Source organism: Lysinibacillus sp. KCTC 33748 (assembly GCF_002237755.1).
Lineage (GTDB): Bacteria > Bacillota > Bacilli > Bacillales_A > Planococcaceae > Lysinibacillus.
Genome location: NZ_MWSJ01000033.1, coordinates 20,639 through 46,090 on the forward strand (window position 1 = coordinate 20,639; position 25,452 = coordinate 46,090).

At 36.6% G+C, this 25,452-nt stretch carries 24 protein-coding genes; 6 read left to right on the top strand and 18 right to left on the bottom strand.

Going from position 1 to position 25,452, the window contains the following annotated elements:
• Window positions 1–111: 111 nt before the first annotated feature.
• The gene (locus B1B04_RS23775) at window positions 112–1,692 is read right to left on the bottom strand and encodes an ATP-binding protein (RefSeq protein WP_427483614.1); all 1,581 of its coding nucleotides are present in this window, start codon (window positions 1,690–1,692) and stop codon (window positions 112–114) included.
• A gap of 111 nt (window positions 1,693–1,803) precedes the next feature.
• Here B1B04_RS23775 and B1B04_RS23780 point away from each other — a divergent pair, with 111 nt between their 5' ends.
• From B1B04_RS23780 to B1B04_RS23795, 4 genes are all read left to right on the top strand, one after another.
• The gene (locus B1B04_RS23780; protein ID WP_079563843.1) at window positions 1,804–2,853 is read left to right on the top strand and encodes a TRAP transporter substrate-binding protein; all 1,050 of its coding nucleotides are present in this window, start codon (window positions 1,804–1,806) and stop codon (window positions 2,851–2,853) included.
• A gap of 316 nt (window positions 2,854–3,169) precedes the next feature.
• The gene (locus B1B04_RS23785; protein WP_079563845.1) at window positions 3,170–4,432 is read left to right on the top strand and encodes a dicarboxylate/amino acid:cation symporter; all 1,263 of its coding nucleotides are present in this window, start codon (window positions 3,170–3,172) and stop codon (window positions 4,430–4,432) included.
• Window positions 4,433–4,635: 203 nt separating this feature from the next.
• Entirely contained in the window at window positions 4,636–5,175 is a 540-nt protein-coding gene (locus tag B1B04_RS23790) for a tubby C-terminal domain-like protein (protein WP_079563848.1), read from the top strand.
• A 382-nt stretch (window positions 5,176–5,557) separates the two neighbouring features.
• The gene (locus tag B1B04_RS23795; protein WP_079563850.1) at window positions 5,558–5,737 is read left to right on the top strand and encodes a hypothetical protein; all 180 of its coding nucleotides are present in this window, start codon (window positions 5,558–5,560) and stop codon (window positions 5,735–5,737) included.
• A gap of 66 nt (window positions 5,738–5,803) precedes the next feature.
• Here the strand turns inward: B1B04_RS23795 and B1B04_RS23800 are convergent, their stop codons facing one another.
• Both B1B04_RS23800 and lepB read right to left on the bottom strand, forming a co-directional pair.
• The gene (locus B1B04_RS23800; protein ID WP_079563852.1) at window positions 5,804–6,697 is read right to left on the bottom strand and encodes a PhzF family phenazine biosynthesis isomerase; all 894 of its coding nucleotides are present in this window, start codon (window positions 6,695–6,697) and stop codon (window positions 5,804–5,806) included.
• A 39-nt stretch (window positions 6,698–6,736) separates the two neighbouring features.
• Complete coding sequence (gene lepB / locus B1B04_RS23805; RefSeq protein WP_079563855.1) at window positions 6,737–7,303, bottom strand: signal peptidase I; 567 nt, start codon at window positions 7,301–7,303, stop codon at window positions 6,737–6,739.
• Between the two features lie 144 nt (window positions 7,304–7,447).
• On the opposite strand from lepB, the gene B1B04_RS23810 reads away from it, so the two are divergent.
• On the top strand, window positions 7,448–7,639 hold the full coding sequence (locus B1B04_RS23810) for a hypothetical protein (RefSeq protein ID WP_240518381.1): 192 nt from the start codon (window positions 7,448–7,450) through the stop codon (window positions 7,637–7,639).
• A gap of 144 nt (window positions 7,640–7,783) precedes the next feature.
• Here B1B04_RS23810 and B1B04_RS23815 read toward each other — a convergent pair whose 3' ends face one another.
• The 11 genes from B1B04_RS23815 to ccpN all read right to left on the bottom strand — a co-directional run bounded on the left by B1B04_RS23815 (window position 7,784) and on the right by ccpN (window position 18,315).
• Window positions 7,784–8,320 carry an NADPH-dependent FMN reductase gene (locus tag B1B04_RS23815; protein WP_079563857.1) on the bottom strand — a complete coding sequence of 179 codons (537 nt, stop codon included), beginning with the start codon at window positions 8,318–8,320 and terminating at the stop codon, window positions 7,784–7,786.
• A gap of 213 nt (window positions 8,321–8,533) precedes the next feature.
• Window positions 8,534–8,782 (bottom strand): DUF2164 domain-containing protein, encoded by a 249-nt coding sequence (locus B1B04_RS23820; protein ID WP_079563859.1) that lies wholly within the window; start codon window positions 8,780–8,782, stop codon window positions 8,534–8,536.
• A 330-nt stretch (window positions 8,783–9,112) separates the two neighbouring features.
• Window positions 9,113–9,337, bottom strand: a complete 225-nt coding sequence (locus tag B1B04_RS23825) for a hypothetical protein (RefSeq protein ID WP_079563862.1) — start codon at window positions 9,335–9,337, stop codon at window positions 9,113–9,115.
• A 15-nt stretch (window positions 9,338–9,352) separates the two neighbouring features.
• Window positions 9,353–10,474, bottom strand: a complete 1,122-nt coding sequence (locus tag B1B04_RS23830) for a Nif3-like dinuclear metal center hexameric protein (protein WP_079563864.1) — start codon at window positions 10,472–10,474, stop codon at window positions 9,353–9,355.
• Window position 10,475: 1 nt separating this feature from the next.
• Window positions 10,476–11,168: a tRNA (adenine(22)-N(1))-methyltransferase gene (locus B1B04_RS23835; protein ID WP_079563866.1), complete on the bottom strand. Its 693-nt coding sequence runs from the start codon at window positions 11,166–11,168 to the stop codon at window positions 10,476–10,478.
• 341 nt (window positions 11,169–11,509) lie between these two features.
• Window positions 11,510–11,860 carry a c-type cytochrome gene (locus B1B04_RS23840; protein WP_079563868.1) on the bottom strand — a complete coding sequence of 117 codons (351 nt, stop codon included), beginning with the start codon at window positions 11,858–11,860 and terminating at the stop codon, window positions 11,510–11,512.
• 976 nt (window positions 11,861–12,836) lie between these two features.
• Window positions 12,837–13,400 (bottom strand): hypothetical protein, encoded by a 564-nt coding sequence (locus B1B04_RS23845; protein WP_079563870.1) that lies wholly within the window; start codon window positions 13,398–13,400, stop codon window positions 12,837–12,839.
• A gap of 250 nt (window positions 13,401–13,650) precedes the next feature.
• Window positions 13,651–14,778, bottom strand: coding sequence for an RNA polymerase sigma factor RpoD (gene rpoD / locus B1B04_RS23850; protein ID WP_079563872.1), 1,128 nt, complete (start codon window positions 14,776–14,778; stop codon window positions 13,651–13,653).
• Between the two features lie 32 nt (window positions 14,779–14,810).
• Window positions 14,811–16,643, bottom strand: a complete 1,833-nt coding sequence (gene dnaG, locus B1B04_RS23855; RefSeq protein ID WP_079563888.1) for a DNA primase — start codon at window positions 16,641–16,643, stop codon at window positions 14,811–14,813.
• A 207-nt stretch (window positions 16,644–16,850) separates the two neighbouring features.
• Complete coding sequence (locus tag B1B04_RS23860; RefSeq protein ID WP_079563874.1) at window positions 16,851–17,663, bottom strand: pyruvate, water dikinase regulatory protein; 813 nt, start codon at window positions 17,661–17,663, stop codon at window positions 16,851–16,853.
• Window positions 17,664–17,682: 19 nt separating this feature from the next.
• The gene (ccpN, locus tag B1B04_RS23865) at window positions 17,683–18,315 is read right to left on the bottom strand and encodes a transcriptional regulator CcpN (RefSeq protein ID WP_079563877.1); all 633 of its coding nucleotides are present in this window, start codon (window positions 18,313–18,315) and stop codon (window positions 17,683–17,685) included.
• A gap of 456 nt (window positions 18,316–18,771) precedes the next feature.
• Between ccpN and B1B04_RS23870 the strand changes: the two genes are divergently transcribed.
• Window positions 18,772–20,157: a glycine--tRNA ligase gene (locus B1B04_RS23870; protein ID WP_079563879.1), complete on the top strand. Its 1,386-nt coding sequence runs from the start codon at window positions 18,772–18,774 to the stop codon at window positions 20,155–20,157.
• A gap of 219 nt (window positions 20,158–20,376) precedes the next feature.
• On the opposite strand, the gene B1B04_RS23875 is transcribed toward B1B04_RS23870, so the two are convergent.
• The 4 genes from B1B04_RS23875 to B1B04_RS23890 all read right to left on the bottom strand — a co-directional run bounded on the left by B1B04_RS23875 (window position 20,377) and on the right by B1B04_RS23890 (window position 25,167).
• Window positions 20,377–22,095: an HD-GYP domain-containing protein gene (locus B1B04_RS23875; RefSeq protein ID WP_079563890.1), complete on the bottom strand. Its 1,719-nt coding sequence runs from the start codon at window positions 22,093–22,095 to the stop codon at window positions 20,377–20,379.
• Window positions 22,096–22,920: 825 nt separating this feature from the next.
• The gene (gene recO, locus B1B04_RS23880) at window positions 22,921–23,715 is read right to left on the bottom strand and encodes a DNA repair protein RecO (protein ID WP_079563881.1); all 795 of its coding nucleotides are present in this window, start codon (window positions 23,713–23,715) and stop codon (window positions 22,921–22,923) included.
• A 134-nt stretch (window positions 23,716–23,849) separates the two neighbouring features.
• Window positions 23,850–24,767 (bottom strand): GTPase Era, encoded by a 918-nt coding sequence (gene era, locus B1B04_RS23885; protein WP_079563883.1) that lies wholly within the window; start codon window positions 24,765–24,767, stop codon window positions 23,850–23,852.
• Window positions 24,754–25,167, bottom strand: a complete 414-nt coding sequence (locus B1B04_RS23890; protein WP_079563886.1) for a cytidine deaminase — start codon at window positions 25,165–25,167, stop codon at window positions 24,754–24,756. Before B1B04_RS23890 ends, era begins: the two co-directional genes overlap by 14 nt.
• Window positions 25,168–25,452: the final 285 nt, after the last annotated feature.

Here is a 25,452-nt window from a genome sequence, read left to right on the forward strand (position 1 = left end):
TCTGTTCTATCTCTATATGTGTAAATTTTCTCAAATGAACCATAAGTAGTCGTCCAGTCTTTACTCTAATCAAAAAACAATTGTTACTCTCAGCCTTTGGTAATATGCCTATTAAGTATGGTAAAAAGTTATTAAAAAGCTTGTTCCCTTATTCGGCTCACTTATGACTTCTATTTCTCCCTTTCCTTTTTGTACAATTTCTTTTATTAAATAAAGTCCAATGCCCCGACCTTTTTTCTCTTTTGTCGAATAACCATTATCAAAAATATGTGATTTTATTTCATTTGTCATGCCTATACCATTATCTGTTACTAGAATTGCAAGCACATCCTCATCCTCATCAACAGAAACATGGATCATTTTTTCTTCAATTTGTACATCCTTTAATGCATCAAAAGCATTTTCAATTAAGTTACCAAATAAAATAACGAAATCATGGTGGTCTAAATTGTTAGGAAATGTTGTCAAACGGCTTTCTCTGTCAATCTCCAGTAGAATTCCCTGCTCTTTCGCATAAGAAATTTTACTAAGGAGAAGCCCTGAAATATTTTCATTTTTAATCCGTTCATTTAAAAAATTTGTAATTTCATCGTGTTCTTCTTTTACTTGCGTTAAGTAAGTGAGTGCTTGTTCATGATGTCCAAGCTGCAAAAGACCAGCAATTGTGTGCAATTTATTTTTATGCTCATGCGTTTGTACGCGTAATGCTTGTACGAATGCCTTAACACCCGTTAATTCCTCTGCAAGTTTTTTCACTTCTGTACGATCCTTAAACATGGCCACAGCGCCAACTGTTTTTCCATTAACTTGTATAGGAATACGATTACTCATAATACTGTGATCATTTATATAGAGCTCACGATTGAAAATAGGTTGATCTAGCTCCAAAATTTCCGGTAATCGTGTATCCGGTAATATATCAAAAATTTTCTTCCCTATTAATGTTGATGGTTGTTTATGTACACCTAATATTTCACACGCTTTTTCATTAAATATTGTGATTGTCAATTCATTATCTATAGCAATAATCCCTTCATGCATTGCGTTAAAGGTTTCTGTTCTTTCTACATACATTTTAGCAATTTCATGAGGTTCTAACCCAAACATTTGCTTTTTCATATGAAGGCCTAACGTATGAGCCCCCCATGCACTAAAGAAAAGAGACAATAAGATTGTAATGATTAATTCTGTTTGAATCGATTGTAGTAACTCCGCAATAGTTAAAACACTATAACCTACTACTACTACACCTATTTGTCTTCCTTCTTTACTCATTATCGGGACGAATGCTCGTACCATATCTCCATGTTCACCATGTGCAATAGATGTATAATAATGCTCAGAAAACGCTGCATTTAGATCACCTGATTGCGAAACACGACCGATCTCTTCTGTTTTTGGATGTGAATACTTGCGCCTTTGCATATCAAGGACAACAATATACTGCGCTCCATTTATATCACGTATTTCTTCCACTACAGGATTAATGTGTTCCGTAGCCTCATTAAAATTATTATTTGCAATGTACGTTTTTAGCTCAGGAAGCTGTGATACTGTTTTTGCGACAAGCAGAGCCTGATTTCCAAGCTTATCCTTTTGTTCATTCATGACATACCCTAGCAAAAATGTACCACCTATACTAAAGGAGAGCATGAGAATAAAAAAAGTCAGAGACATAATTTTTCTCTTCATCGATAATTTTTGAAATTTCAAGATGTACGCCTCCTCTTACTATATTTTAGCTTACTCCATATGTTAGAATAACAAAAACATCAGAAAATACGAATAAATTGGGTGTAATTGATGAAAAAATTTATTATTGGAACAATAGTAACCGTTTTATTATTAACGATAGCGATTGGTGTTCAACAAGGCTTACTATTCGCCAAGCCTCTTCCCTATGACCATGAGCAAAAAGGCTTGGATACACAAATAACGATTCATTTAAGTCATGTAGTAGCTGAGAATACACCAAAAGGACAAGCGGCAAGTAAATTCGCCGAGCTTGTTCAGGAAAAAACAAATGGTGAGGTGAAGGTACACGTCTACCCAAACTCTTCTTTGTTTAATGATGAAAATGAGTTTCAGGCTTTAGAAAATGGAGAAGTAGAAATGATTATCCCTACTTTTTCAAAGATGACATCCTATATACCAAATTTGCAGGTTCTTGATTTACCTTATCTTTTTAATACGGATGATGAAGTCCACGAAGTTCTTACAGGTTCGATTGGTGAAGAATTGTTAAATGAGCTTGAACCTTTTCATATAAAAGGACTAGGTTTTTGGCATAATGGCTTTAAACATTTAACTACTGTCAATCACCCTATTCATAGATTTGAAGACTTAAAAGGCCTACGAGTCCGTACAATGCCAAGTAAAACGCTTGAAAAGCAATTCGAGGCTGTTGGGGCTACCCCAACTCCAATTTCCTTTAGCGAGGTTTTTACTGATTTAGAATCGAATACTATTGATGCTCAGGAAAACACAGCGTCAAACATTTATTCTAAAGGTTTCTATAAGGTGCAAAAGCATATGACATTAACTAAGCATGGCATTTTAGGATACGCTGTTTTAATAAACGATAAGTTTTGGAAATCCTTACCTCCTAAAATCCAAAAGCAGATTATGGAGGCTATGAAGGAAACAACAGACTGGCAATTTGAACAAGCTGTAGAAATGAACAAAGAAGATTTACAAAAGCTTGAGCAGCAAGATAACTTTGAGATTTATACGATGAGCAATGAGGAACGACAACGTTTTAAAGAAAAACTAGCACCTGTCTATGATTTTTATAGAAACAATGTACAAAACAACGATGTTTTATCCGAAATAGAAAAAATTGTATCTCCTTAAAGTGAAACTTTTAAACAGTGAGGTTTCTTCACTGCCCGTTATTATGAAATTAATAATTTTGTTCATTAATGATAAAATTCTCACCTTCGTGGGGATTTTTTCTTTTGTATTATAATAGATTCCAAAATTGCAAATCTACTATAAAACAGCCCCAAACTCTTACTATGACTAGTTTTATTGATCCTCCGACTAAAAATGAACAAAATGAACAATAGAAACATTACGGACATAAAAACTATTGTCGGAAAATTTCAGCTATGATAACCACATGAAAGCGTTCACATAATATTCATAAGTAGTGTAAGGGGAGAACTTTATGCGTATAAATTTTAAAAACTTAACTGTACAAGTACTGATTGCCATTGTGCTAGGTATTATTGTAGGTGCTACGTTTCCAGAGTTCGGAGCGAAGTTAAAAATATTAGCAGATATTTTTATTAAATTAATTAAGATGTTAATAGCTCCTATCATTTTCTTAACAGTCGTTATCGGAATTGGTAGTATGGGCGATGTAAAAAAAGTTGGTAAAATTGGCGGGAAGGCATTAATTTATTTTGAAATTGTCTCTACTTTCGCACTAGCGATCGGCTTAATCGTTGTCAATATTGTACAACCTGGTAAAGGATTTAATACAGCAGCTGCTAACGGTGCAGATGTTTCTCAATATACAGAGGCAGCAGCCGCTACAGAACATGGTATTGGTGCATTCATTATGCAAATTATACCTGATAATGTTGTAGGAGCACTCGCAAATGGAGAGTTATTACCTGTTTTATTCTCAGCTGTTTTATTTGGCGTAGCAGCTGCTGCTATTGGTGAACCAGCTAAACCGGTTATTACATTTTTCGAACGAGTAGCAGATATATTCTTTAAAATTGTTAATATGGTCATGAAGGTTTCCCCGATTGGTGCATTTGGTGCAATGAGCTACACAATCGGAAATTTTGGTCTTAAATCACTTGGAAACTTAGGATTTTTAATGTTATCCGTGTATATTACAATGTTTATCTTTATCGTCGTGATCATTGGTCTTATTTCACGTTACTTCGGGTTTAGTATTTTTAAGTTCATTAAATATATTAAAGATGAAATTTTTATCGTTATTGGGACATCATCATCAGAATCTGCACTGCCTTCGATGATGCGCAAATTAGAAAACTATGGTTGCTCAAAACAGGTTGTTGGTCTTGTCATTCCAACAGGGTACTCCTTTAACCTTGATGGCACGTCCATTTACTTATCCATGGCGGCTATTTTTATAGCACAAGCTTATGGAGTTGATTTAGATGTTTGGCATCAAATTACATTGCTTGCTATTTTAATGCTAACATCTAAAGGTGCGGCTGGTGTAACAGGCTCAGGCTTTATTACGCTCGCAGCAACATTAGCAGCATTCCCAATGATTCCAGTGGAAGGGATTGCACTTTTAATCGGGGTCGACCGCTTTATGTCTGAGGCTCGCGCCGTGACAAACTTAATTGGTAATGGTGTAGCAACTGTTGTCGTGTCAAAAATGGAAAAAGAATTCGATTCAGAACAAGAAAAACGTGCCCTTGCAGGAGAAGTCACAACTCAATAATAAAAACAAAGGCTGTCCGAACGTGAAAATCTCACATGATCGGTCAGCCTTTTTTATTGTTAAACTTTTTTTATCTAAAAAAAAACTTACGCATTTTATCATTCATTTATGATCCCTCTCTCTAACTGTCTATCAAAATTTTTGTTGAAGGTGAAACCTGGAGTTAAGCTTCCCCGTATAATAAGTAGATTGGAGGCTTTTTTATGACTACATTTACCCTTACCTATCCAAAAGCTTTCGAAAGCTTTGCAAATATACCTATTGTGAATGAACAAAATGAGACGGTTTGTTTGCTACAAAAGGTTGAACGTTCATCCGTTGGAAAAGTAATCAACGCTGTAATGTTAGTTGCTGCACAGCAGACATTGCCACATCGCTATGAAGCTCGTACTACTTTAGGAGCACCGCTTTTTCAAGTGCAATTTACACCATTAACAAAGGGTGTTAGCCATCAGCTTATTATGCCAGATGGATCCATTTTACCGATACAACGGAAGACGGTTCAATTACTTGAATCCTCCTACTCCTTTACAATGGATGGACTCGCTTTTCGCTTTGAAAAGGATTTTACTTCAACCGCCTATTTATATTGTAATGATGAAAAAATCGCAAGTGCTAGTACTATAGAAACTGAGCTTTTGCGTATTGGGATATCTTTTAAACTTTTTAACTCTGACGATACGCTCTTTGTTGCTTTGCTAGCAACTCTGTATCAGGCTTTATTCTCAATGAGTAATAAGTAGGCTCCTCACCAAAACGGTGATTCGTTACCATTCCAATTGGACACTTTCCTAGGGGTTTCAGTCGCAAATTCCTAGGAGTCGACCAGCCTCGCACCATTTTATATACATAAAAATTCGGTTTAAATAGATATGAACGATAAAACTCCTATTGCTAGGAGTTTTTTTGATGGTAGTAATTATATTAAATATCTTCTATGCATTTACAACTACTTGTCGTTGATTTCTCATAAAAGCCAGTTTATGGCTTCCACTACTGCTAGAATCATTCAATATATTCCGGGACACGAAATAAATTCGCTTTGTTTTGACCTTTTTATGCCATCCCTCAAAAAGAGGAGTACACTAAAGAAGTAGAAATACTATACTTTCGGAGGCATTTACAATGAATACAAAAGCAGCAGATATCAAAAATTTAATGACGCTAGATCTACTTATTCAAATCCTAGAGGAACGCGGTATTATGACAGATAGAGAATTAAAAGAACGTCTCACTAATAACGTTAAACTTTCCTCTATGGATGCAGATTTAAAAGAGAAAGTCATTGAAGAAATAAAACATTAATGGAATGGATGGCATATCAAAAAGGGCCGCTTCTTAAGCAATAAAAATACTGTAAGCGGTCCTTTTTTAAATATGCACTTTTAGTTCCTTCACATATACCGCAGTCCCTGTTATCGTAATATTCAGTTTCCCCTCATCGTTTTTTACATGTACATGCACACGCCCATCCTTCCCAAGTTCCTGACCCTGTTCTACAATAAGTGTTTTTGGCAATTGAGCTTTCTGATCGATATAATTTGCATAATATGCTCCCATTACACCAGAAGCAGTGCCTGTAGTTATATCTTCAATTGTTCCAGAATAAGGTGATGAAAAGTGCCTTGCGTGCATATTTGCATTCTTATCAAATGCCTCTAAGCAAAAAGGATGCAAGGATGCTTTTGGCATTTCTTCAAGGATAGTTGGAAAATCTGCAGATTGCGGTGTCATTCTTTCAAAGTATGTTAAATTTTTAATTGGTATTAGCAATGTCCAAATTCCTGTACTTCCATAGACTATCGGTAATTCAGGATGTATCGCTTCCTCTGTTAGTCCAATTGATTGTGCAAGTTTAGATTTTGAACCATTAAAGGCTTCAAACTGAGGTGTTACATGTTGCATAGTAATATAAATTTGTCCTGCTTGTTGCTCTTTTATCTCAATTGGAAGAATTCCTGCTTTCGTCTCAATAGTTAGTTTTGACTTATCTTCTAGTAAACCTTGTGTTTTTAATGCATATATCGTAGCCATCGTTGCATGCCCACATAAATTTACCTCATGCTCTGGTGTAAAATAACGTATACGTAAATCTGCTTTATCCGATTTTAGCGCAAAGGCTGTTTCGTTAAAGCCTACTTGCTTAGCAATAGCCTGCATTTCCATTTCACTATACTGATTTCCCTCAATGACGACACCTGCTGGATTCCCCATATTAGGGATCGCACTAAACGCATCATAATGATCTACGGTAACCATTTTCATATACTTTTCCTCCTTTATTTAAGCTTAGCTACGCACAAACTACTGTTTACTACCAAGCCTTTCAAACGGCCACAATACAAAGCCTGCAGTTCCTAAAATTTTATCTTGCGAAACGAATCCGATATCCAAATTCCGACTATCTATGCTTTGTCGACGATTATCCCCAAGTACGAAAAAATGACCCTCTGGTACAGTCATTTCCCCTAATTGTTCCTCTAGAGTGAAATCATATGTAAAATCACCTTTATCAAGTAATCCTTCTTTATATTCTGTTAAATAGGGCTCATCAAAAGCCTCCCCGTTTATAAATAAAACGTCATCTTTGTAGGCTACACGATCTCCTGGTAAACCGATAATTCTTTTAATATAATGCTTATCTTGCTTTGTTTCAAAGACAATAACATCGAAGCGGTCATAATCGGTAATTCGTGGTCCCACTTTATTAACAATAACTTTATCTCCAGTTTCAAAAGTCGGCTCCATTGAGGCACCTTTTACAACTACAGGCGATAGAATAAAATAACGTACACTCATTGTAAAAATGATTGCCATTCCAATCACTTTAAACCATGACCAAAATTCATTCTTAGTTTGTTTTTGTGTCACACTTTACACTCCAATCCTTTTTCCTTCAAATCCAATCCGATTACATTATTAATGGAGACGAATTCCATTCAGAAAAGTTCCATAATTCTAAAAATCATTGAATTCTAAAATGCCTATTATTTTTTTGATTCAAGAAAACGTAATTTGCCATTTACAAACGAAGGGCTTACCTATGAAACAGCTCATTGGGAAGCATTAAATAATGATTCTCATACGACAATTTATATATCCGATATCGATGCAAATCGAGAAGATGCTTGGTATTTCTATTTAAAAGATGAAAAAGAGTTAGATGTCCTATACAAAGAGATTTTTCAAAAGATTGAAACGTTATAATTTTTTTTGTATTTGCCACTCGAAAACCAGCGTATTCGAAAATTCTCGAATACGCTTTTAATTTTGGAAAAACAACAATCAAGTTAAACAGAGTCAAATAAAAAAGCAATATGTACTTTTTATTGTACATATTGCTAAAGATCCCTATCGAATCGTTTTTAATGCTGTTGCCCAAGGAACAAGCTGATCTAACATTTGATTTACTGAATCTGCTTGCACATCCTTCGGTTTAAAGACCGAGCCGTTTTCGAAGTCAGTAAATAAGGATAGAGCAGGATGCACGCGAACATCTGCTACTAATAATTCACCAAGAATTCCACGTAAATGTTCAGCCGCTCTTGCACCACCGACAGAACCATAAGAAACAATACCTGCGGCCTTATTATTCCATTCCACGCGTAAGTAGTCTAATGCATTTTTTAGTGCACCGGTAATGGAATGATTATATTCCCCAACGATAAAAACAAACCCATCACATGCAGCAACACTTTGCGACCACTCAGCTACTCCAGAAGTATCTCCTCCTGGCTCACCTAGCAATGGTAATTTAAAGTTAGCGATATCAATTATTTCATATTCCGCATCACGACGCTTTTCTGCTACTGCCTTTACCCATTCACCAACTTGTGGGCTTAAACGCCCTTCACGAGTACTCCCTAAAATAACCCCAATTTTCAACATATGACTCCTCCTTCATTCATCCCTTAAATTGTGACCGAATCATTCACTTACATTAAAAACGGTTCTCTTAGCCATGTTGTACAGGAATCCATTTCTTTATTCAATATACATATAGTTAATTAAACCATTTTTACTTTGAATTAAATTATCTTTAATCCAAGATAAAAATATCATATATTTATAAAAAATACCAATTATTTCATTCAAATTAAATTATTTTAATTTAGTAGGTCTTTCTAATGCTGCAAGTTCATCCTCAATTGAAGCATATTGTCTTTCTACAACATATTTGGTATCCGATATAGCTGCATTATAAATATGCGGAGCAATATTTTCCTTTATAAAATCAAATACTCTTTCTGCTTCAAATTCAGAAATATCCTCATCTCGATTATTGTAGAAAAATCGTTGAATATCAGCTATTATTGTTTCTTGTTGTTCTTTTGTTAATCGAATAAACAATCCAAAACGCTCCTCTCATTGCAATGAATACTCACCTATCATAACACTCTAAAATTAATCCATGCATAAAAAGACTGAATTTTATTTTATAGTGATGAAAACAAAATACGCAAAAAAATTTGGTGAATGTTATGGCACTTCCAGTGAGGGTGATTTCCGTTCCAGGCTACTCGCACAACAAAGCGCCCAGCCGGAACGGAAATCAGCCCCTAGTTTTGTAGAAGATCATACTTTATTTAATAGGACACCTAAATTTCTTTAACACAATAGTTTTTCAACAACACAAAAAGGCTGAATTATATTACATACTATAATTCAGCCTTTTTAATATTACTGGTTACATTTAAATGAATAGTTTGTTGATAGAAACTTCTTTTCTTTTGAGACGATGGCTTCGCCGCCATCTTTTTCACATTGCTCGGTCATCGCATCAATTTTTTTGGCATTCATCGTATTTGTCATAACTGTCATGCCTACCCCAAACACAGCAATTAGCAAACCAATCATGATCCATAACTTGCCGCCTTTATTGCCAGCAGGTCTTTCATTCGCCACAGATATTCCCCTCTCTTACACGAATAAAAACGGTTCTGTATGAATAGTAGATTGTACAAATTCAACAGAATATTTTTTATCCTCACACATTCTTGTCATCTTTTTAGCTACTCCGGCAATCATCACCTTCTCCACATGATGACCTGGATCTACGATTTGCAGACCAATTGCTTGAGCGTCCTGGGCAGTATGGAAATACATATCACCTGTTAAAAATACATCTGCCCCTGCACGTTTCGCAGAATAGATATATTTATTGCCGTCGCCTCCGACAAGCGCAACTTTTTTCACTTTCGACTGTAAATCGCCAACAACTCGGACAGCAGGTACGTCTAACTGCTTCTTGACAAATTGTGTGAATTCGTGAAGAGTCATTTCCTGTGGTAAAAAACCAACTCGCCCTAAGCCCATTACATTTGTTTGCTGGTCTAGACGAATGAGATCATAGGCAGGTTCTTCATATGGATGTGCATTTAACATTGCCTTTAACACACGATTTTTTACGGATTCCGGAAATACTACTTCTATCTTTACTTCTTCTTCAACATGTAATTCACCGATAGCACCTACATGTGGATTTGCACCTTCTAGTGGACGGAAGCGCCCTTCCCCCATTGTAGTATAACTACACGCTTCATAATCGCCAATACGACCTGCTCCTGCCTTTGCTAATGCCTCGCGTAAATCAGTGGCATTTGCAGTCGGTATAAAAACAGCCAGCTTCAACATATTTTCCGCATATGTTTCTTCGAGAATAAAACGGTTTTCAAGCTGGAGAGCATCTGCTAGTAAATCGTTAACACCATCTTCAGCCACATCTAGATTCGTATGTGCTGCATAAACAGCAATATCATTTTTAATAAGCTTTTCATATAAACGCCCAGCTGGATTGTCAGTACGAATATTCGAAAGTCGTCTAAAAATCGGTGGATGATGTGCAATGATTAGTTCGCATCCTTGAGCAATAGCCTCATCGGCTACTTCTTCATTTACATCTAACGTGACTAATACTTTTCTTACAGGTTTGTTTAAAGTGCCAATCGCAAGACCAATAGGGTCATTTTCCATACAGGCTAGCTTTTTAGGCGACCATGATTCAAACAATTGAATAATTTCCTGACCGTTTACTGTCTTCATCTCACAGAACCCCTTCCACTAAATTGAGTAGAGCCACTAACTCTGCACGTTTTTCTTCAATTTCAGGTGTTTGATCTGCCCCTTCAATAGACTGTAATACACGCTGCCAATTTTCTTTTTCACGAGCCCATTTTTTTATAAATGCTGGTGATTTTCGTTGCATTAATCTCGGACCAAATATAATTTCCGGTTCCATTAACGTCATTGTGCTTCTTTGCAATACAAGAATTTCATAAATTTTTTCGTCTTCCTCTAAAATCTCTTCGTCCTGGATTGCCCAATTATGTGCTAATGCCCATTCACGAATCACTTTAGCATGAATATTTGGCTGCAAAATAAGCCTTGTTACTCCATTTAATTTTTCAGGATGCTTCTCTAAAATGGAGACAATCAAAGGACCGCCCATTCCAGCAATAGTAACAGTATCAACATGGTCCGTTTCTTCCACTGCCGCTAAACCACTCGCAAGTCGTACTGTAATTTTTTCTGTTAAGCCTTCTTTTTGCACTTGTCCTACTGCTGATTCAAATGGCCCTTTCACAACTTCTCCTGCAACTGCATAAGAAGCAATACCTTTATGAATTAAGTAGCATGGTAAATATGCATGATCGCTCCCAATATCAGCTACAACTGCGCCTGAGGGAACAAAGCTTGCTACTGTTTCTAATCGTTTTGATAATTTTTGTGCATTCATTTTTTTACCGCCTGTCTTCAATAGTGTCCATTCTTAGTATGTATGATGTCGAGAAAAAAAACAAATGGAGTTGCCTCAAAAATTTTGAGCAACTCCATTTTACTGAAGATAAATAAATTGTAGCTGCACCAATTACGATTAAACGCTTTCGGTGCAGCTACTTTTATCAATTATGCCTCGGCAGAATTGCGTCCGGAATTGGCTTTGTGCTTAGGCCTGCACGATGCAGGTCAGTTAGCCGTTATCGCATGGATGCGATGAATTTAGGCTAACATCCCCTAAGCACTCCTTTCCGATTCCGTGACATCTGCCAGAGGCTTTAACTTCTGAAAGAAGTTAAACTATTTTAGAGTTGAAATGTACTTAGCGATTTCTTTTGCTTCCGCTTCAGTTTTCATTCCAGGTGTCATTGGTGTGCCTTCGATACCGTTAGTTAAAACGTCTACGATATGAGCCTCATCTAATCCATGTAAGTTTGGACCTACAGAACCAGTTAAGTCAGCAGCGTGACAGCCAATACAAGATTGTACTAAAGCTGAACCGTCATCAGTAGCTTCTGTCTTTTCGCCACCGCCCTCTTTTTCAGTAGCAATTTCTTTTTTGTTATCTGCACCTGTTAAAGACATGAAGAAAATAAGACCAACACCAAATGCAAGAATTAAGATGTAAGGAACGACTGGATTGTTTTTCATATGTTTCCCCTCCTCATTGTAAATCTACTTCTATTATAATATAGAATCAGTCAACATCTAATATTGTACTTCATTAACCATGAAACGAAAAGACCATTCGCTAAGTTTTCCTTTGTTTGTAACAAATTCGACATTTCTGTATCTATTGGATAAAATATGTCTTGAAATCGCCAATATTTGGACTATCTATTATCTTTTTAGCAATCAATTATGCCTTTCCAAAATCGGCTTGAAGAAGTTTATCTAAGATTCATTACACGTTGTTATCTTTCCTCTATTTACGCATTCATATACCAAGAAAATTAAAATATCTTATTGATATTTGCTAATAGAATACGCCATAGTAATAAGTTCTATTATCATGGCTCATCACCATAACGTATGGTTGATTTCCGTTCCGGCTGGGCGCTTTGTTGTTGCTGTCGCTTTGCTTTCACACAGATAAAACATTTGTTGCTGTCGCTACGCTTTCGCACAGATAAAACATTTGTTGCTGTCGCTTCGCTTTCGCACAGATAAAACATTTGCTGACGCTTCGCTTTCGCACAGAGCAAAGCTTCCTGGGGGCGTCCGATGAGCCGCTTCACTCGCACTGCTCGCTGCAGGGTCTCGGGCCAACAGATGTCTTTTGCGCGAAAGAGTGAGTGCAACGTAGCGGCTGCAGCAGGATGTTGGTCACGGAGGCGTTATACAGGATGTGATTTTTTTAGCCTCCGTTCCTCTATTGCTGATCCCCGAGGAGTCGCCCAGCCTCCACTCCAATCAACTTATACAAAAATCAGCCACAACTTCCGGTAATTAACCATTAATATTCTATACCTACTGATATCAGTTACTCAGACTATTGTTTTTAGTCTTCAGTAATTTACATGGATAAATTTCGAGATTACATATTGATACCAAAAGAATCTGTAAGCTATATAAAAGCATACAGATCCTTGTCATTTGTTGGCGAACTAATTTACAAAAAGGGTTCTTATAATAAGTTTATGATATAATAGCTGATCAGTGCTAGTAACCCTAGGACACCTGAGACCGTGAAATAAAGTAGCTTCATTTTTAAACCTGACCAAAGCCAAACTCCACAGTTCGCTGCAATCAAGCAAAACAACGCGGTATTATTTCCGTTAAAATATGTAGTGTAAATTCGAATAGACATACTGAACAATAAAACAGCGGCTAGCAAATGGAAAACAGGCGCTAATAAATCATTTTTTCGTGCCATTCGAAATGCCGTCAGAAATAATACTATAGCAGCTATTCCAACGACTATCGTTAAAATGATCATGAAAGATGGTATTGTAAAATAAAAAGTTAGCAGAGTAATCATCGCAATACATATACCTGCAATTACAAGTAGCAGCTTTCTCTTTTCAGAAGGCAAAATAGCTTGTTTATGATGTACTGGTTCTAACTCCTCTAAATTTTCCCCCTCTGCATAAAGAGCGGCTAAAAAGTCACAGTAATGTTCTGGTAATAGCTTATTTTGCTTCCAAAACAAAATCTCATTCAAGATTATTTTTTTTCGAGGATTTGTCATAATTTTTGCTCCAAACATTGCTTTATATGGTTGTTATTCCAATTTTATCTCAAAACATTGCCGAACACATCTATATAAAGTAGCAAAAATATTAAGTTTGTCACATTCTAGTACATGATATAAACATTTTCGAAACAATATTTTCTTTTGATAGACTTTGTTTATACGAGTATTTTTCTGATTCAATAGTAGCACAAAAAGGGCTATCTAATTAGTCGTCACTAATTAGATAGCCCCAGTCTGTATAACCTTATTCTAAGAAATCTTTTAAACGTTTGCTACGAGAAGGGTGGCGTAGCTTTCTAAGTGCCTTAGCCTCAATTTGGCGAATACGTTCACGTGTTACACCAAATACTTTTCCTACCTCTTCTAACGTACGTGTGCGACCATCATCTAGACCGAAACGTAAGCGAAGTACATTTTCTTCACGGTCAGTTAATGTATCTAACACATCCTCTAATTGCTCTTTTAACAATTCATAAGCTGCATGGTCAGATGGAGATTGGGCTTCAGAATCCTCAATAAAGTCTCCTAAATGTGAATCATCTTCTTCTCCAATTGGTGTTTCAAGAGATACTGGTTCTTGCGCAATTTTTAAAATTTCACGTACTTTTTCAGGTGTTAAATCCATTTCTTCCCCAATTTCTTCTGGAGATGGTTCGCGACCTAAGTCTTGTAGTAATTGGCGTTGTACTCGAATTAATTTATTAATTGTTTCGACCATATGCACTGGAATACGAATTGTACGTGCTTGGTCCGCAATAGCACGTGTAATTGCTTGACGGATCCACCATGTTGCATAAGTAGAGAATTTAAAGCCTTTACGGTAGTCAAACTTCTCAACAGCCTTGATAAGCCCCATATTCCCCTCTTGAATTAAATCAAGGAATAGCATTCCACGGCCAACATATCGTTTTGCAATCGATACAACAAGACGTAAGTTTGCTTCCGCTAGACGTTTACGTGCTTCTTCATCACCTTGCTCAATACGCTCAGCTAGAGCGATTTCTTGCTCGGCAGAAAGTAAATCAACTCGACCAATTTCTTTTAAATACATACGTACAGGGTCATTTATTTTAACACCCGGTGGTACACTCAAATCATTTAAATCGAAAGTCTCTTCGTTTGCTTCTTCTTTCATTAAGCTTTCTTCTTCAAACTCTTCTTTTCCAATGATTTGAATGTCTTTTGCCTTTTCAAGATCCTCAGCAAAGTGGAAAATCTCTTCGTTCTCCAATTCATAAGGCGCAAGTTTCTCTGAAATTTCTTTCATTGAAATTTCACCTTCTGTTTTTGCTTTTTCTTGTAGTAGCTTTTTTGCTTCATCTAATGTAATTTCTACTTCTACCTCTTTTGAACGTTCTGACTTGTCCGCCATAAACCTTCCTCCTTCTAAACAACCGAATCGGGTTAAATCGCCGATAACGATTTTCTTAAATGAATAATCTGTTGGGCGATTTCAAGTGCACGCGCATACTCGTGCATCTTCTCCGCTTCCTTTGACTCATGCATCTTTTGTTGAATTTCTTGCTCAATTCTATATTTTTGCAGCTGACGTATTGAGTCTGTGACCTCTGCCTCTGCATGGTCGGGATCCCGTTCCGTTAAAGCCGCTTCCATTACTATCTTGCGTAATTCAGAGTCATCTAATATTTCAACAAAACGCTGATAATCAGGATGACCAAATTCCTCATAAAATCCTACTAAGCGAACAAAAACAGCCAAATAGGCATCTCGTACAAACGGTTCTTTTTGCTCACTACGTAATACCCTGTCCACTACATCTATATTATGAAGCATATGAGCCAGTAATAAACGTTCTGCACGTTCCGCTGCGTCCATAGGCTTATGTTGCTGAGTGACCGGCATCGAAGGCGCCTGAACTGGCATTTCTACTTTTGTAGAACGCACCTGATTTGCCTCTAGCTTTCGGAATTGAGCATAAATCGCTTCTTCCGAGATATTTGTCTCATTCGATAGCTGTCTTATATACAAATCTCGTTCGACTGGTGACGATCTACCTACCAGTTGCTCAAGAACTTCTTGAATATATTGAAGCGTATCATTTTCAAACTGAAAGTTCTTATTTCGTCTAGCATGCATCATCATAAAAGCAATATACGCATGAGGGTTTTCCAAAATTTGTTCTTTAAATGCCTGTCCGCCTAAACTACGAATGTATTCATCGGGATCTAGCTTATCTGGTAACACCGCAATATTAACTTTCATACGTTCCACTTGAAGTAACTGTGCCGCTCTTTTTGCCGCATCAAAACCTGCATTATCACCGTCATAGCAAACCGTAACCTGCTCTACTAAGCGTTTTAGCTTTGTGATATGCTGATTCGTAAGCGAAGTACCCATTGTTGCTACAGCATTCGTTACACCAACAGAAGTTGCTGCTAAAACATCCATAAACCCTTCCATCAATACTACTTGACGATTTTTTCTAATGGAGGTTCGTGCTTTATCTAGGTTATATAGCACTTCACTCTTTTGAAAAATCGGTGATTCTGGACTATTTAAATATTTTGCCTCTTCACCAGTCGATGTAAGAATTCGTCCTGAGAATGCTATAATCTTACCGTTCTCATCACGGATGGGAAACATAATACGCCCTCTAAAACGATCAAAATAGCGTTCTTCCCCTTCACGCTTAATCACTAAACCACTTTCCGCGATTTCTTGTAAGTTATAACCTTTTCTTTCAAGCAATATCGTTAATGCATCAAAGCTCGGAAGAGACCATCCAATGCTATTAGATTCTATAAGTTCCCTTGTAAATCCTCTTTCTAGCAAATAATTTAAAGGTTCTTCACCATCTTCCGTATTTAACAGTAAATGATGAAAAAAATCTGCTGCAAAAGCGTGTGCTTCTTTCATCCTTTCTTCTGCTTTAGATACCTTTTTCGTTACTTCTGGTAAACTTGGCCCAACATCTAAATGTATGCCAATACGTTCACCAAGTTTCACTACAGCGTCAGGAAAAGAAATACCTTCTATATCCATGACAAAAGTAACAGCATTACCACCCGCACCACAACCGAAGCAATGAAAAATTTGTTTGTCTGATGACACAGAAAAAGATGGCGTTTGTTCTCCATGAAATGGACAGAGTCCAAACCAATTGCGCCCACGCTTTGTAAGCTGCATGTATTCGCTAATGACATCAATAATATCCGATTGTGTGCGAATCTGTTCAATCACTTCTTCAGGAATCTTCCCTGCCAAATCCATCACCATCTTTAAATTACGTTCTAAAACACAATTCGCTATCCGATTTAAAAATCCTTTATTTCTCGACAAAAAAATAGGATTTTTCTCTTAATAAATATTTTTACCACAATTTTATTATTATAAAACATAAATTAGTTTTTATCTATACTATTTTCAAACCCGACTCAAAAAAACCGCCTCTTATAACCGAGGTGGTTTATCATCATTCGTTTCTTATTTACAGTTTAAAATATGCTCAATAATAACGTTTGCTGTTTCTTCAACAGCTTTGTTTGTCACATCAATAACTTTACAACCAATTTTAGAGACAATTTTTTCAAAATGCTGGATTTCATCTAATATTCGATTATGCTGCGCATAGATAGCATCATCATTCAATCCTAGAGACATCAATCTCTCTTTTCGAATGAAGTTTAATTTATCAGGAGAAATAATTAAACCAAAACATTTTTTCGGATCAATTTTTAAAAGTTCTTCAGGTGGCTCCACTTCTGGTACTAAGGGTACGTTCGCCACCTTATAGCGTTTATGTGCTAAATATTGTGATAGCGGTGTTTTAGAGGTACGGGAAACACCAACTAGCACGATATCAGCCTGTAAAAGACCACGTGGATCTCTACCATCATCATATTTTACTGCAAATTCAATAGCCTCTATTTTTTTAAAATAATCATCATCTAGCTGGTGAACAATTCCTGGAGCCTCTAATGGGAATTCTTCCACAAAGGTTGCCATTGTTTTTAAAGCAGGCCCTAAAATATCGACGGCATATACATTTTCTTGCTCACACAGTTCACATAATAACGATCGCATCTCCTGTCGAACAAGTGTATATACAATAAATGCCTTCTGTTTCGCTGCGAGGCATACAATTTTACGAATGAGCTCCTCTGATTGTATATGAGGAAAACGACGAATTATCGTGTTTTCCAAACCAGGTCGAAACTGACTAATAACCGCTTTCGCTACTTGGTCACCAGTTTCACCGACTGAATCAGATACAACAAAAACCCGTAGTCTTTTCATACTGCTCTCCTTCAACTATTTAGTCATTTTGTGCAAGTGATAAGAAAGCTCGTGTAATCGTCGTTTTTGTTAGTCGTCCAACGATCGTCAATCCACCTTCTTGTGGCTCAACTACTGGTAGCGAATCAACTTCTCGATCAATTAGTTTATTCGCTGCGACGACTAAAGAATCTGATCTTTCACAGTACGATATATTTGGCATGCGTGTCATAATTATATGTACAGGAATTTTGTTTAAATCCTGCGTGCCAATACTTGTACGTAGTAAATCCTTACGAGAAAGTACCCCTGTCAAAAATTCATTCTTATCTACGACAAATAGTGTACCAACATCCTCAGAAAACATGAAGCAAATCGCATCATAAACAGTCATTGTTTCTGGTACAACAACAGGTCCTGAATGAAAATCTTTCACCTTTAAATTGTTAATACTATCCGTCAATGTAACGGATGTTTTTTTACCTGAATAGAAATAGCCAACACGAGGTCTAGCATCTAAAAAGCCCGCCATTGTGAGTATTGCTAAATCTGGTCTTAAAGTTGCTCTTGTCAGATTGAGACGTTCTGCAATATGTTCGCCTGTGATAGGGCCGTTTTCTTTCACAATTTGTAAAATGTCTTCCTGACGTTTATTGAGTTCGATTGGACTCACCGCCTCAAATCTAATAGTGTTATACTTATGCTCAATTATTATATACTATTTTAATAATTATTGCGAAGAAAAGAACTACATGCTACAATATTGACACATACGCTTGCTCTCGATGTATTTTCGAGTGATTTGCGTTATATAGGCGATGACGGGAAAAAAGTATCTGTTCCATTTTAAAGCGAGTAGAAGATGGTGAAAGTCTACACAGTAACAGAGAAAAGGCACTCCTTGAGCTAACTTTTTGAAAAGAGGTTTTAAACAATTCGTTTAAAACAATCAGGGTGGAACCGCGGGTTTTAGCACTCGTCCCTGGGCATTTATTGTGCCCGGAGACGGGTGCTATTTTTAATTTAGTCCTATCTAAATTAAAAATATTTAGCGAATTTATTAATTATATAAATACGCTAAAACAAAATCAAAGTTCACTCTTTGAAAACTATAAAGGAGGCTATTTTTATGGCTAACAAATCAATGGAAACAATTGTATCATTAGCGAAGCATCGCGGCTTTGTCTTCCCAGGTTCTGAAATCTACGGAGGCTTAGCAAACACTTGGGATTACGGTCCACTAGGTGTTGAATTAAAAAACAATGTAAAAAAAGCATGGTGGCAAAAATTTGTCCAAGAATCAGAGCACAACGTTGGGATCGATGCTGCAATTTTAATGAATCCAAAAGCTTGGGTTGCTTCTGGTCACGTTGGTAACTTTAATGATCCAATGATCGATTGTAAGGCATGTAAAGCTCGTCATCGTGCTGACAAAATCATCGAGGATGCTGCGCTAGCTAAAGGCGATGAAATCATTGTCGATGGTATGACATTTGATCAAATGAAAGAAACGATGGTTAAATATGACGTAGTTTGCCCAGATTGCGGTAAAGCTGATTTTACAGATATTCGTCAATTTAATTTAATGTTTAAAACATTCCAAGGTGTAACAGAATCTTCTACTAACGAAATTTATTTACGCCCAGAAACAGCACAAGGTATTTTCGTGAACTTTAAAAATGTACAACGTTCTATGCGTAAACGTACACCATTCGGTATTGCACAAATCGGTAAGTCTTTCCGTAACGAAATTACGCCAGGTAACTTCACTTTCCGTACACGTGAATTTGAACAAATGGAGCTTGAATTTTTCTGTAAGCCAGGCGAAGATCTTGAATGGCACGCATACTGGAAAGAGTTTTGTAAAAACTGGTTATTAAATTTAGGCATGAAGGAAGAGTCTATGCGCCTTCGCGATCATGAAGAAGACGAATTATCTCACTACTCAAATGCAACAACTGATATCGAATTCAAATTCCCATTCGGCTGGGGCGAGCTTTGGGGCGTAGCGGATCGTACAGATTACGATTTAAAACAGCATATGGAGCATTCTGGTGAAGATTTCACTTACATCGATCCAGTATCAAACGAACGTTATGTACCATATTGCATCGAGCCATCTTTAGGTGCAGACCGTGTGACATTAGCATTCCTTTGCGATGCTTATGACGAGGAAGAGCTTGAAGGCGACGATAAACGTACAGTTTTACGCTTCCACCCTGCTCTAGCGCCATTTAAAGCTGCGGTCCTACCACTTTCTAAAAAGCTTTCGGATGAGGCTACTGATGTTTGGGCAGAGCTTCGTAAATCATTCCCAGTTGACTTTGACGAGTCACAATCAATCGGTAAACGTTACCGTCGTCAAGATGAAATTGGTACACCATTCTGTATCACTTACGACTTTGACTCAAAAGAGGATGGTCAAGTTACAGTACGTCACCGCGACTCAATGTCTCAAGTTCGTATGCCAATTACAGATGTTAAAGCATATATTGAAAAACATCTTCAATTCTAAATTCGTAAGATGTAAAAAGGGAGTCGCATTTTAAGCGACTCCCTTTTTCTGCGAAAAAATGACTACTCGTACAATTGATGAAGAACCGGTGATTTCCCTCGGACTCCAGCAAGATAACTTGCACTGAAAGCCTTCTGGAAAGTAGAGGCCAAGCCTGCAGAAAGTGCCTACTCGGAGTGAAAATCTACATTTGTTTATAGATCACATTTCAATTTTTTATCAGGTCTTAATTGATGAAAACAAGCGCTCTTGCATCTTCTCCTCAAATGAAAACCTTTTCATACTCATACCTACTAAGCTTATTAGAATTTCCTCGATATCTACAAGCGTATAATAAAGGAATGTTCCTTCTCGCATTGGGCGAACCCTCTTATCGATTGTTAGTTTATCCTCAATAAAGTAAGCTACATTTACGTTACAATGTTCCATCAATTGCGAAATACGTTGATCATCATCTGGATTAATAAAAAACGGAACAATTTTGTCAATATATAAAATACTTTGCACTAGTTTTATAAAGAAATTTTCACGAAGTGCAGTTTCCACAACTACTACAGTTGTTTTTTCATGCTGGTAATCCATATACAATATATTTATTTGCTCTTCTAATAACTTTTTTAGAATATCAATAGAATTTCTATACTTTGTCATATCCGTTTGGATTTCTCTTGTTAATAAACGTAGAATTCGAAAAGCAGGTAAAAATATTTTTAAAACAATTTCTTTAGGATGCAAATGATCTAATAATTTTTTATAGTAAACTCTTAAGCTATTTTCGTCACAGCGAATTAATTGTTCTACAAATAAGTTAAAAATTTCTTCAAAGCTGTTAGTACGATAATCTATCATTTTCGAAATTTTCACACTATAATTCAAAGGTAAAATCATAGATTTTTGCTCATCTAATAGCTTAACTTTAGGCAATGTCGGGAATAAATCATAGACAAGTTCTACTTGAGCACTTCGATTATCTGATAATTGAACGACTGAATTGACAGGATAAATTCCTAAACACTCTACAAATTTATGCATAAATTTCTCGTTATATAAATGTCGATCACGATATAAAACAGCCAATGCATCTGTTGCAGCATATCCCGAATGATATACTCGCTTTGATGTCATCGCTGAATAAACATCAATAATCTGCAGTATTTGAACTCCCTCACACATATCATCCTCACAAAGCTGATTCGGATAACCTTTACCAGCAAAACGTTCATGATGATCACGTGCTAAATAGGCAATATCCTCTTCCCCATTTTCGATGAGTAGCTTATAACCTTTAGTCGTATGAGTTTTGACTATATCAAACTCATCTTCCGATAATTTTCGTTTTAAATTTAATATTTTTTGCGGAATACATACCTTTCCAATATCGTGGAACAAATAGCCTCTTGCTAGCGTTTCAATATCCATTAAACCTAAATTACGGGCAAAAATTGTACCTAAAACGAAAACATCAAATGAATGAACAAAAGAATATTCATCCCATTCTTTTAATCGCATGAGTAATTCATAGCGTTGTTTCTTTTCTAAAATTTTTTCAAAAACACCTCGTACATATGCAGTGTCTTGGATGCTTTTTAAAATTTGGCCATAGCGTAATTCATGCACAACATTCTCTAATGTAGTCATAAAAAGCTGACTTACTGTTTCTTTATACTCATCTACATCATCATTTTTATCCATTAGCGGTGCAAATACATCCTCGTAATCCTTTGAACGCTGAACACTCAAATCATGAACAATTCGGACTGAATCAGTCGGTAAATAAACAGATAATTCGTCAACTTTTCTAAGTTTAAGTAATGCAATAATTCGTTCCGTCAAAACAAGATCTTTTTTAGCTAATAAACGATAATCCGAAAAAATATCTTCAGCTAAAATATCATTCGCTTCAACTTCATCAATACTTAACGTCACTTTTCTTAGCATAATTTCTGCCACATACACAATGCTTAAGCAATATGTGACTCCCTCCTTCTCCCGTAAGACTGCGTTGTTCGTTGTTCGTCAATTACGCCTCAGCATAATTGGTCCGGAATTGGCTTTTTATTTAGGCCTGCAAATGTTTTTTTGTGATAAAGCAAGGCGACAGCAGCAATATGAGGACAATACGATGTCGGTCATTTCGATAATGCCATAGCATAGCTTTTTTACCGATGCAGGTCCATTAGCTGTTATCACATGGATGAGATAATTTTAGGCTAACATCCAATGCTAACTCCTTACCGATTCCATGACACCTGCGGGAGGCTTTAACTTCTTTCACATGTGTAACTTTCGCTACAGAGAATATTTACTGTAAGAAGTTAAATATCATCATCTATATCAATTACAATATCATAGATTAAAATGTCTTTTCAACTAGTATATGACATTTGAATGGATAGTTTCTACTATGTTTATATTAAAAACTCTACTAAAATTAATATTTTATACCTAACGAATCATTTTATATTATTTGTTAATTTGAAATAAAAGGTACAAAAAGACCTATACATTAAACAGTATAAGTTTTTATTTATAAGTTATAGTTGAATTTCTCTCATAAATTATATTTCTACAATTGATAAAGGATTAATCATTTTGTCCTAATGCCATTTACAAAAATCAATGCAACTACAAAATAAATATCATTTTAGCAAAATAACTATCAAGCATGCGAATGAGGAACTTTAGAAAACCACCTTTTCCTATGTTTCACCAAAAGTACCGGATGACATTTGTTAAAAACGTAAAAATGCCAGAAGATCAATGTTAATGGTCTTCTGGCGTTTTTTCTTGTTCTGTACTTGTTCTTAACTGAAATTCAGGCGTTCGCTCTAGCTGTTCAATAAATTTTTTAGTCTTAAAACGAATTCCTGTTTGTTCCTCGTAAATGGTTGTAATTATTTTTTTAATAAAATATTTTGTTTCCTTTTTCAAGTCTAGTTTCCCAATCTGGTCAATTGGTACAGTATAGAACATCCGAATAAGCTTAAGCTGGGTCGGTGTTAATCGAATGATATAAGGATCATGGTGATAACAGCGATGACACAAAAAACCACCCTGTGTAAAAGAAAATGCAAATTCACCGTCTACGGCACCACAAGCAGCACAAGCATGTAAAATAGGCTGTACGCCTGTATAGGGTAGCATTTTCCATTCTACGAACAATGTAATGGCCTCCGGGTCATAACCTTCCTCAATGGCTTGTAATGCTTGTAGGAGAACATCAAATGCATATGGCTCAGGCTTCCCCTCTTCTACTACTCGCTCGACAAGTTCCATTATAAAACTTGCATATGCTGTTGCCATAATATCTTCACGAATATGGCGCATTGAATTAAGATGCTCACCTTGCTGCAATGTTCCCATACCAGTATGATGCTGCACCATAAACATGCCATACGTAAATGGCTGTGTCACAGATGCTAGTCTACTAGAAGGCTTCTTCGCTCCTCGAGCCATCGTCGCAACCTTACCCGCTTCTCTTGTTAGTAATGTTACAATTTTATTTGATTCTCCATAGGCACGCACCTTTAGGACAATCCCTTCCCATTTATGAAGCATCGATCCCCCTCCTTTCTACACTGTTTCGCATGAAAATAGAGCTCTCCAATAAATTAATTGGACAGCTCCATTTAAAACTACAGCGACAAATAAGAATGTTGTAAAGTTGCTCCTTAACTCAATAACTGATCCTATTAATATTCATCATCACGGAAACCGAAGTCACGTAAATGCGTTGATTTATTCCGCCAATCCTTTTGAACCTTTACCCAAAGCTCTAAATACACTTTTGAACCAAGAAGCATCTCAATATCTTTTCTTGCACGTATCCCTACTTCTTTTAATAGCGCACCACGTTTACCAATGACGATCCCTTTTTGCGAATCTCTTTCCACGATAATCGTTGCTGCCACACGAATTTTATCTTCATTTTCTTCATCACGGCGAATTTTATCAATCACAACAGCGATGGAATGAGGTATTTCTTCGCGCGTTAAATGCAACACTTTTTCACGAATTAACTCCGAAATAATGAAACGTTCAGGATGATCCGTTACTTGATCTGCTGGATAATATTGCGGACCCTCTGGTAAATATTTCGTTAATGTCGTTAATAAATCTTCTACATTATTCCCTTGTAATGCTGAAATCGGTACAATTTCCGCAAAGTCATAACGCTCTTTGTAGCTTTCAATTATCCCTATTAATTCATCTGGATGAATTTGATCGATTTTATTGATTACCAGGAAGACAGGCGTTGGATTACCCGCAAGCATTTCAAGGATGAATTCGTCACCCTTTCCAAGTTTCTGCTCTGCATTAACCATGAACATAATAACATCCACTTCACGCAATGTATTTTTAGAAACTTTTAGCATAAAATCCCCTAGCTTATGTTTCGGCTTGTGGATTCCTGGTGTATCTATAAAAATCATTTGGCTATCATTTGATGTCAGTACACCTTGTACTTTATTTCGTGTTGTTTGTGGCTTATCACTCATAATCGCAATTTTTTGACCAATAACACGGTTTAAAAATGTTGATTTCCCAACATTCGGTCGACCGATTATGGAGATAAAACCTGACTTATAGCCATTATTATTTTCCAGCATTCTCTAAATCCTCCGTTGTAAATGCAAACGGTAGTAATTCGCCTACAGACGTTACCGTGACATCACCTTTTAAATTTGTTAAATATACAGGCATAGATGGCTTGCAAAACTCCATCATCACTTGACGACAAGCTCCGCATGGCGCACATGGTCCATCTGTATCAGCTACAATAGCAATCGCCTCAAAATCATAAATACCTTCTGACACAGCTTTGAAAAATGCTGTACGCTCAGCGCAATTTGTCATACTATAACCCGCATTTTCAATATTGCAGCCGTGAATGACCTCTCCATCTTTCGTTAAAATCGCCGCGCCAACTTTAAATTTTGAGTAAGGTACATAAGCCTTTTCACGCGCTTTTTTTGATTCTTCTAGTAATGCTTGCATATCAATTGTCATCAATGTTCACCTCTACATAAAAAATAGCTCATCACCATAACGTGGGCTGATTTCCGTTCCGGCTGGGCGCTTTGTTGCTGTCGCTACGCTTTCGCACAGTTAAAATATTTGTTGCTGTCGCTTCGCTTTCGCACAGTTAAAACATTTGTTGCCGTCGCTTCGCTTTCGCACAGTTAAAACATTTGTTGCTGTCGCTTCGCTTTCGCACAGTTAAAACATTTGTTGCTGTCGCTTCGCTTTCGCACAGTTAAAACATTTGTTGCTGTCGCTTCGCTTTCGCACAGT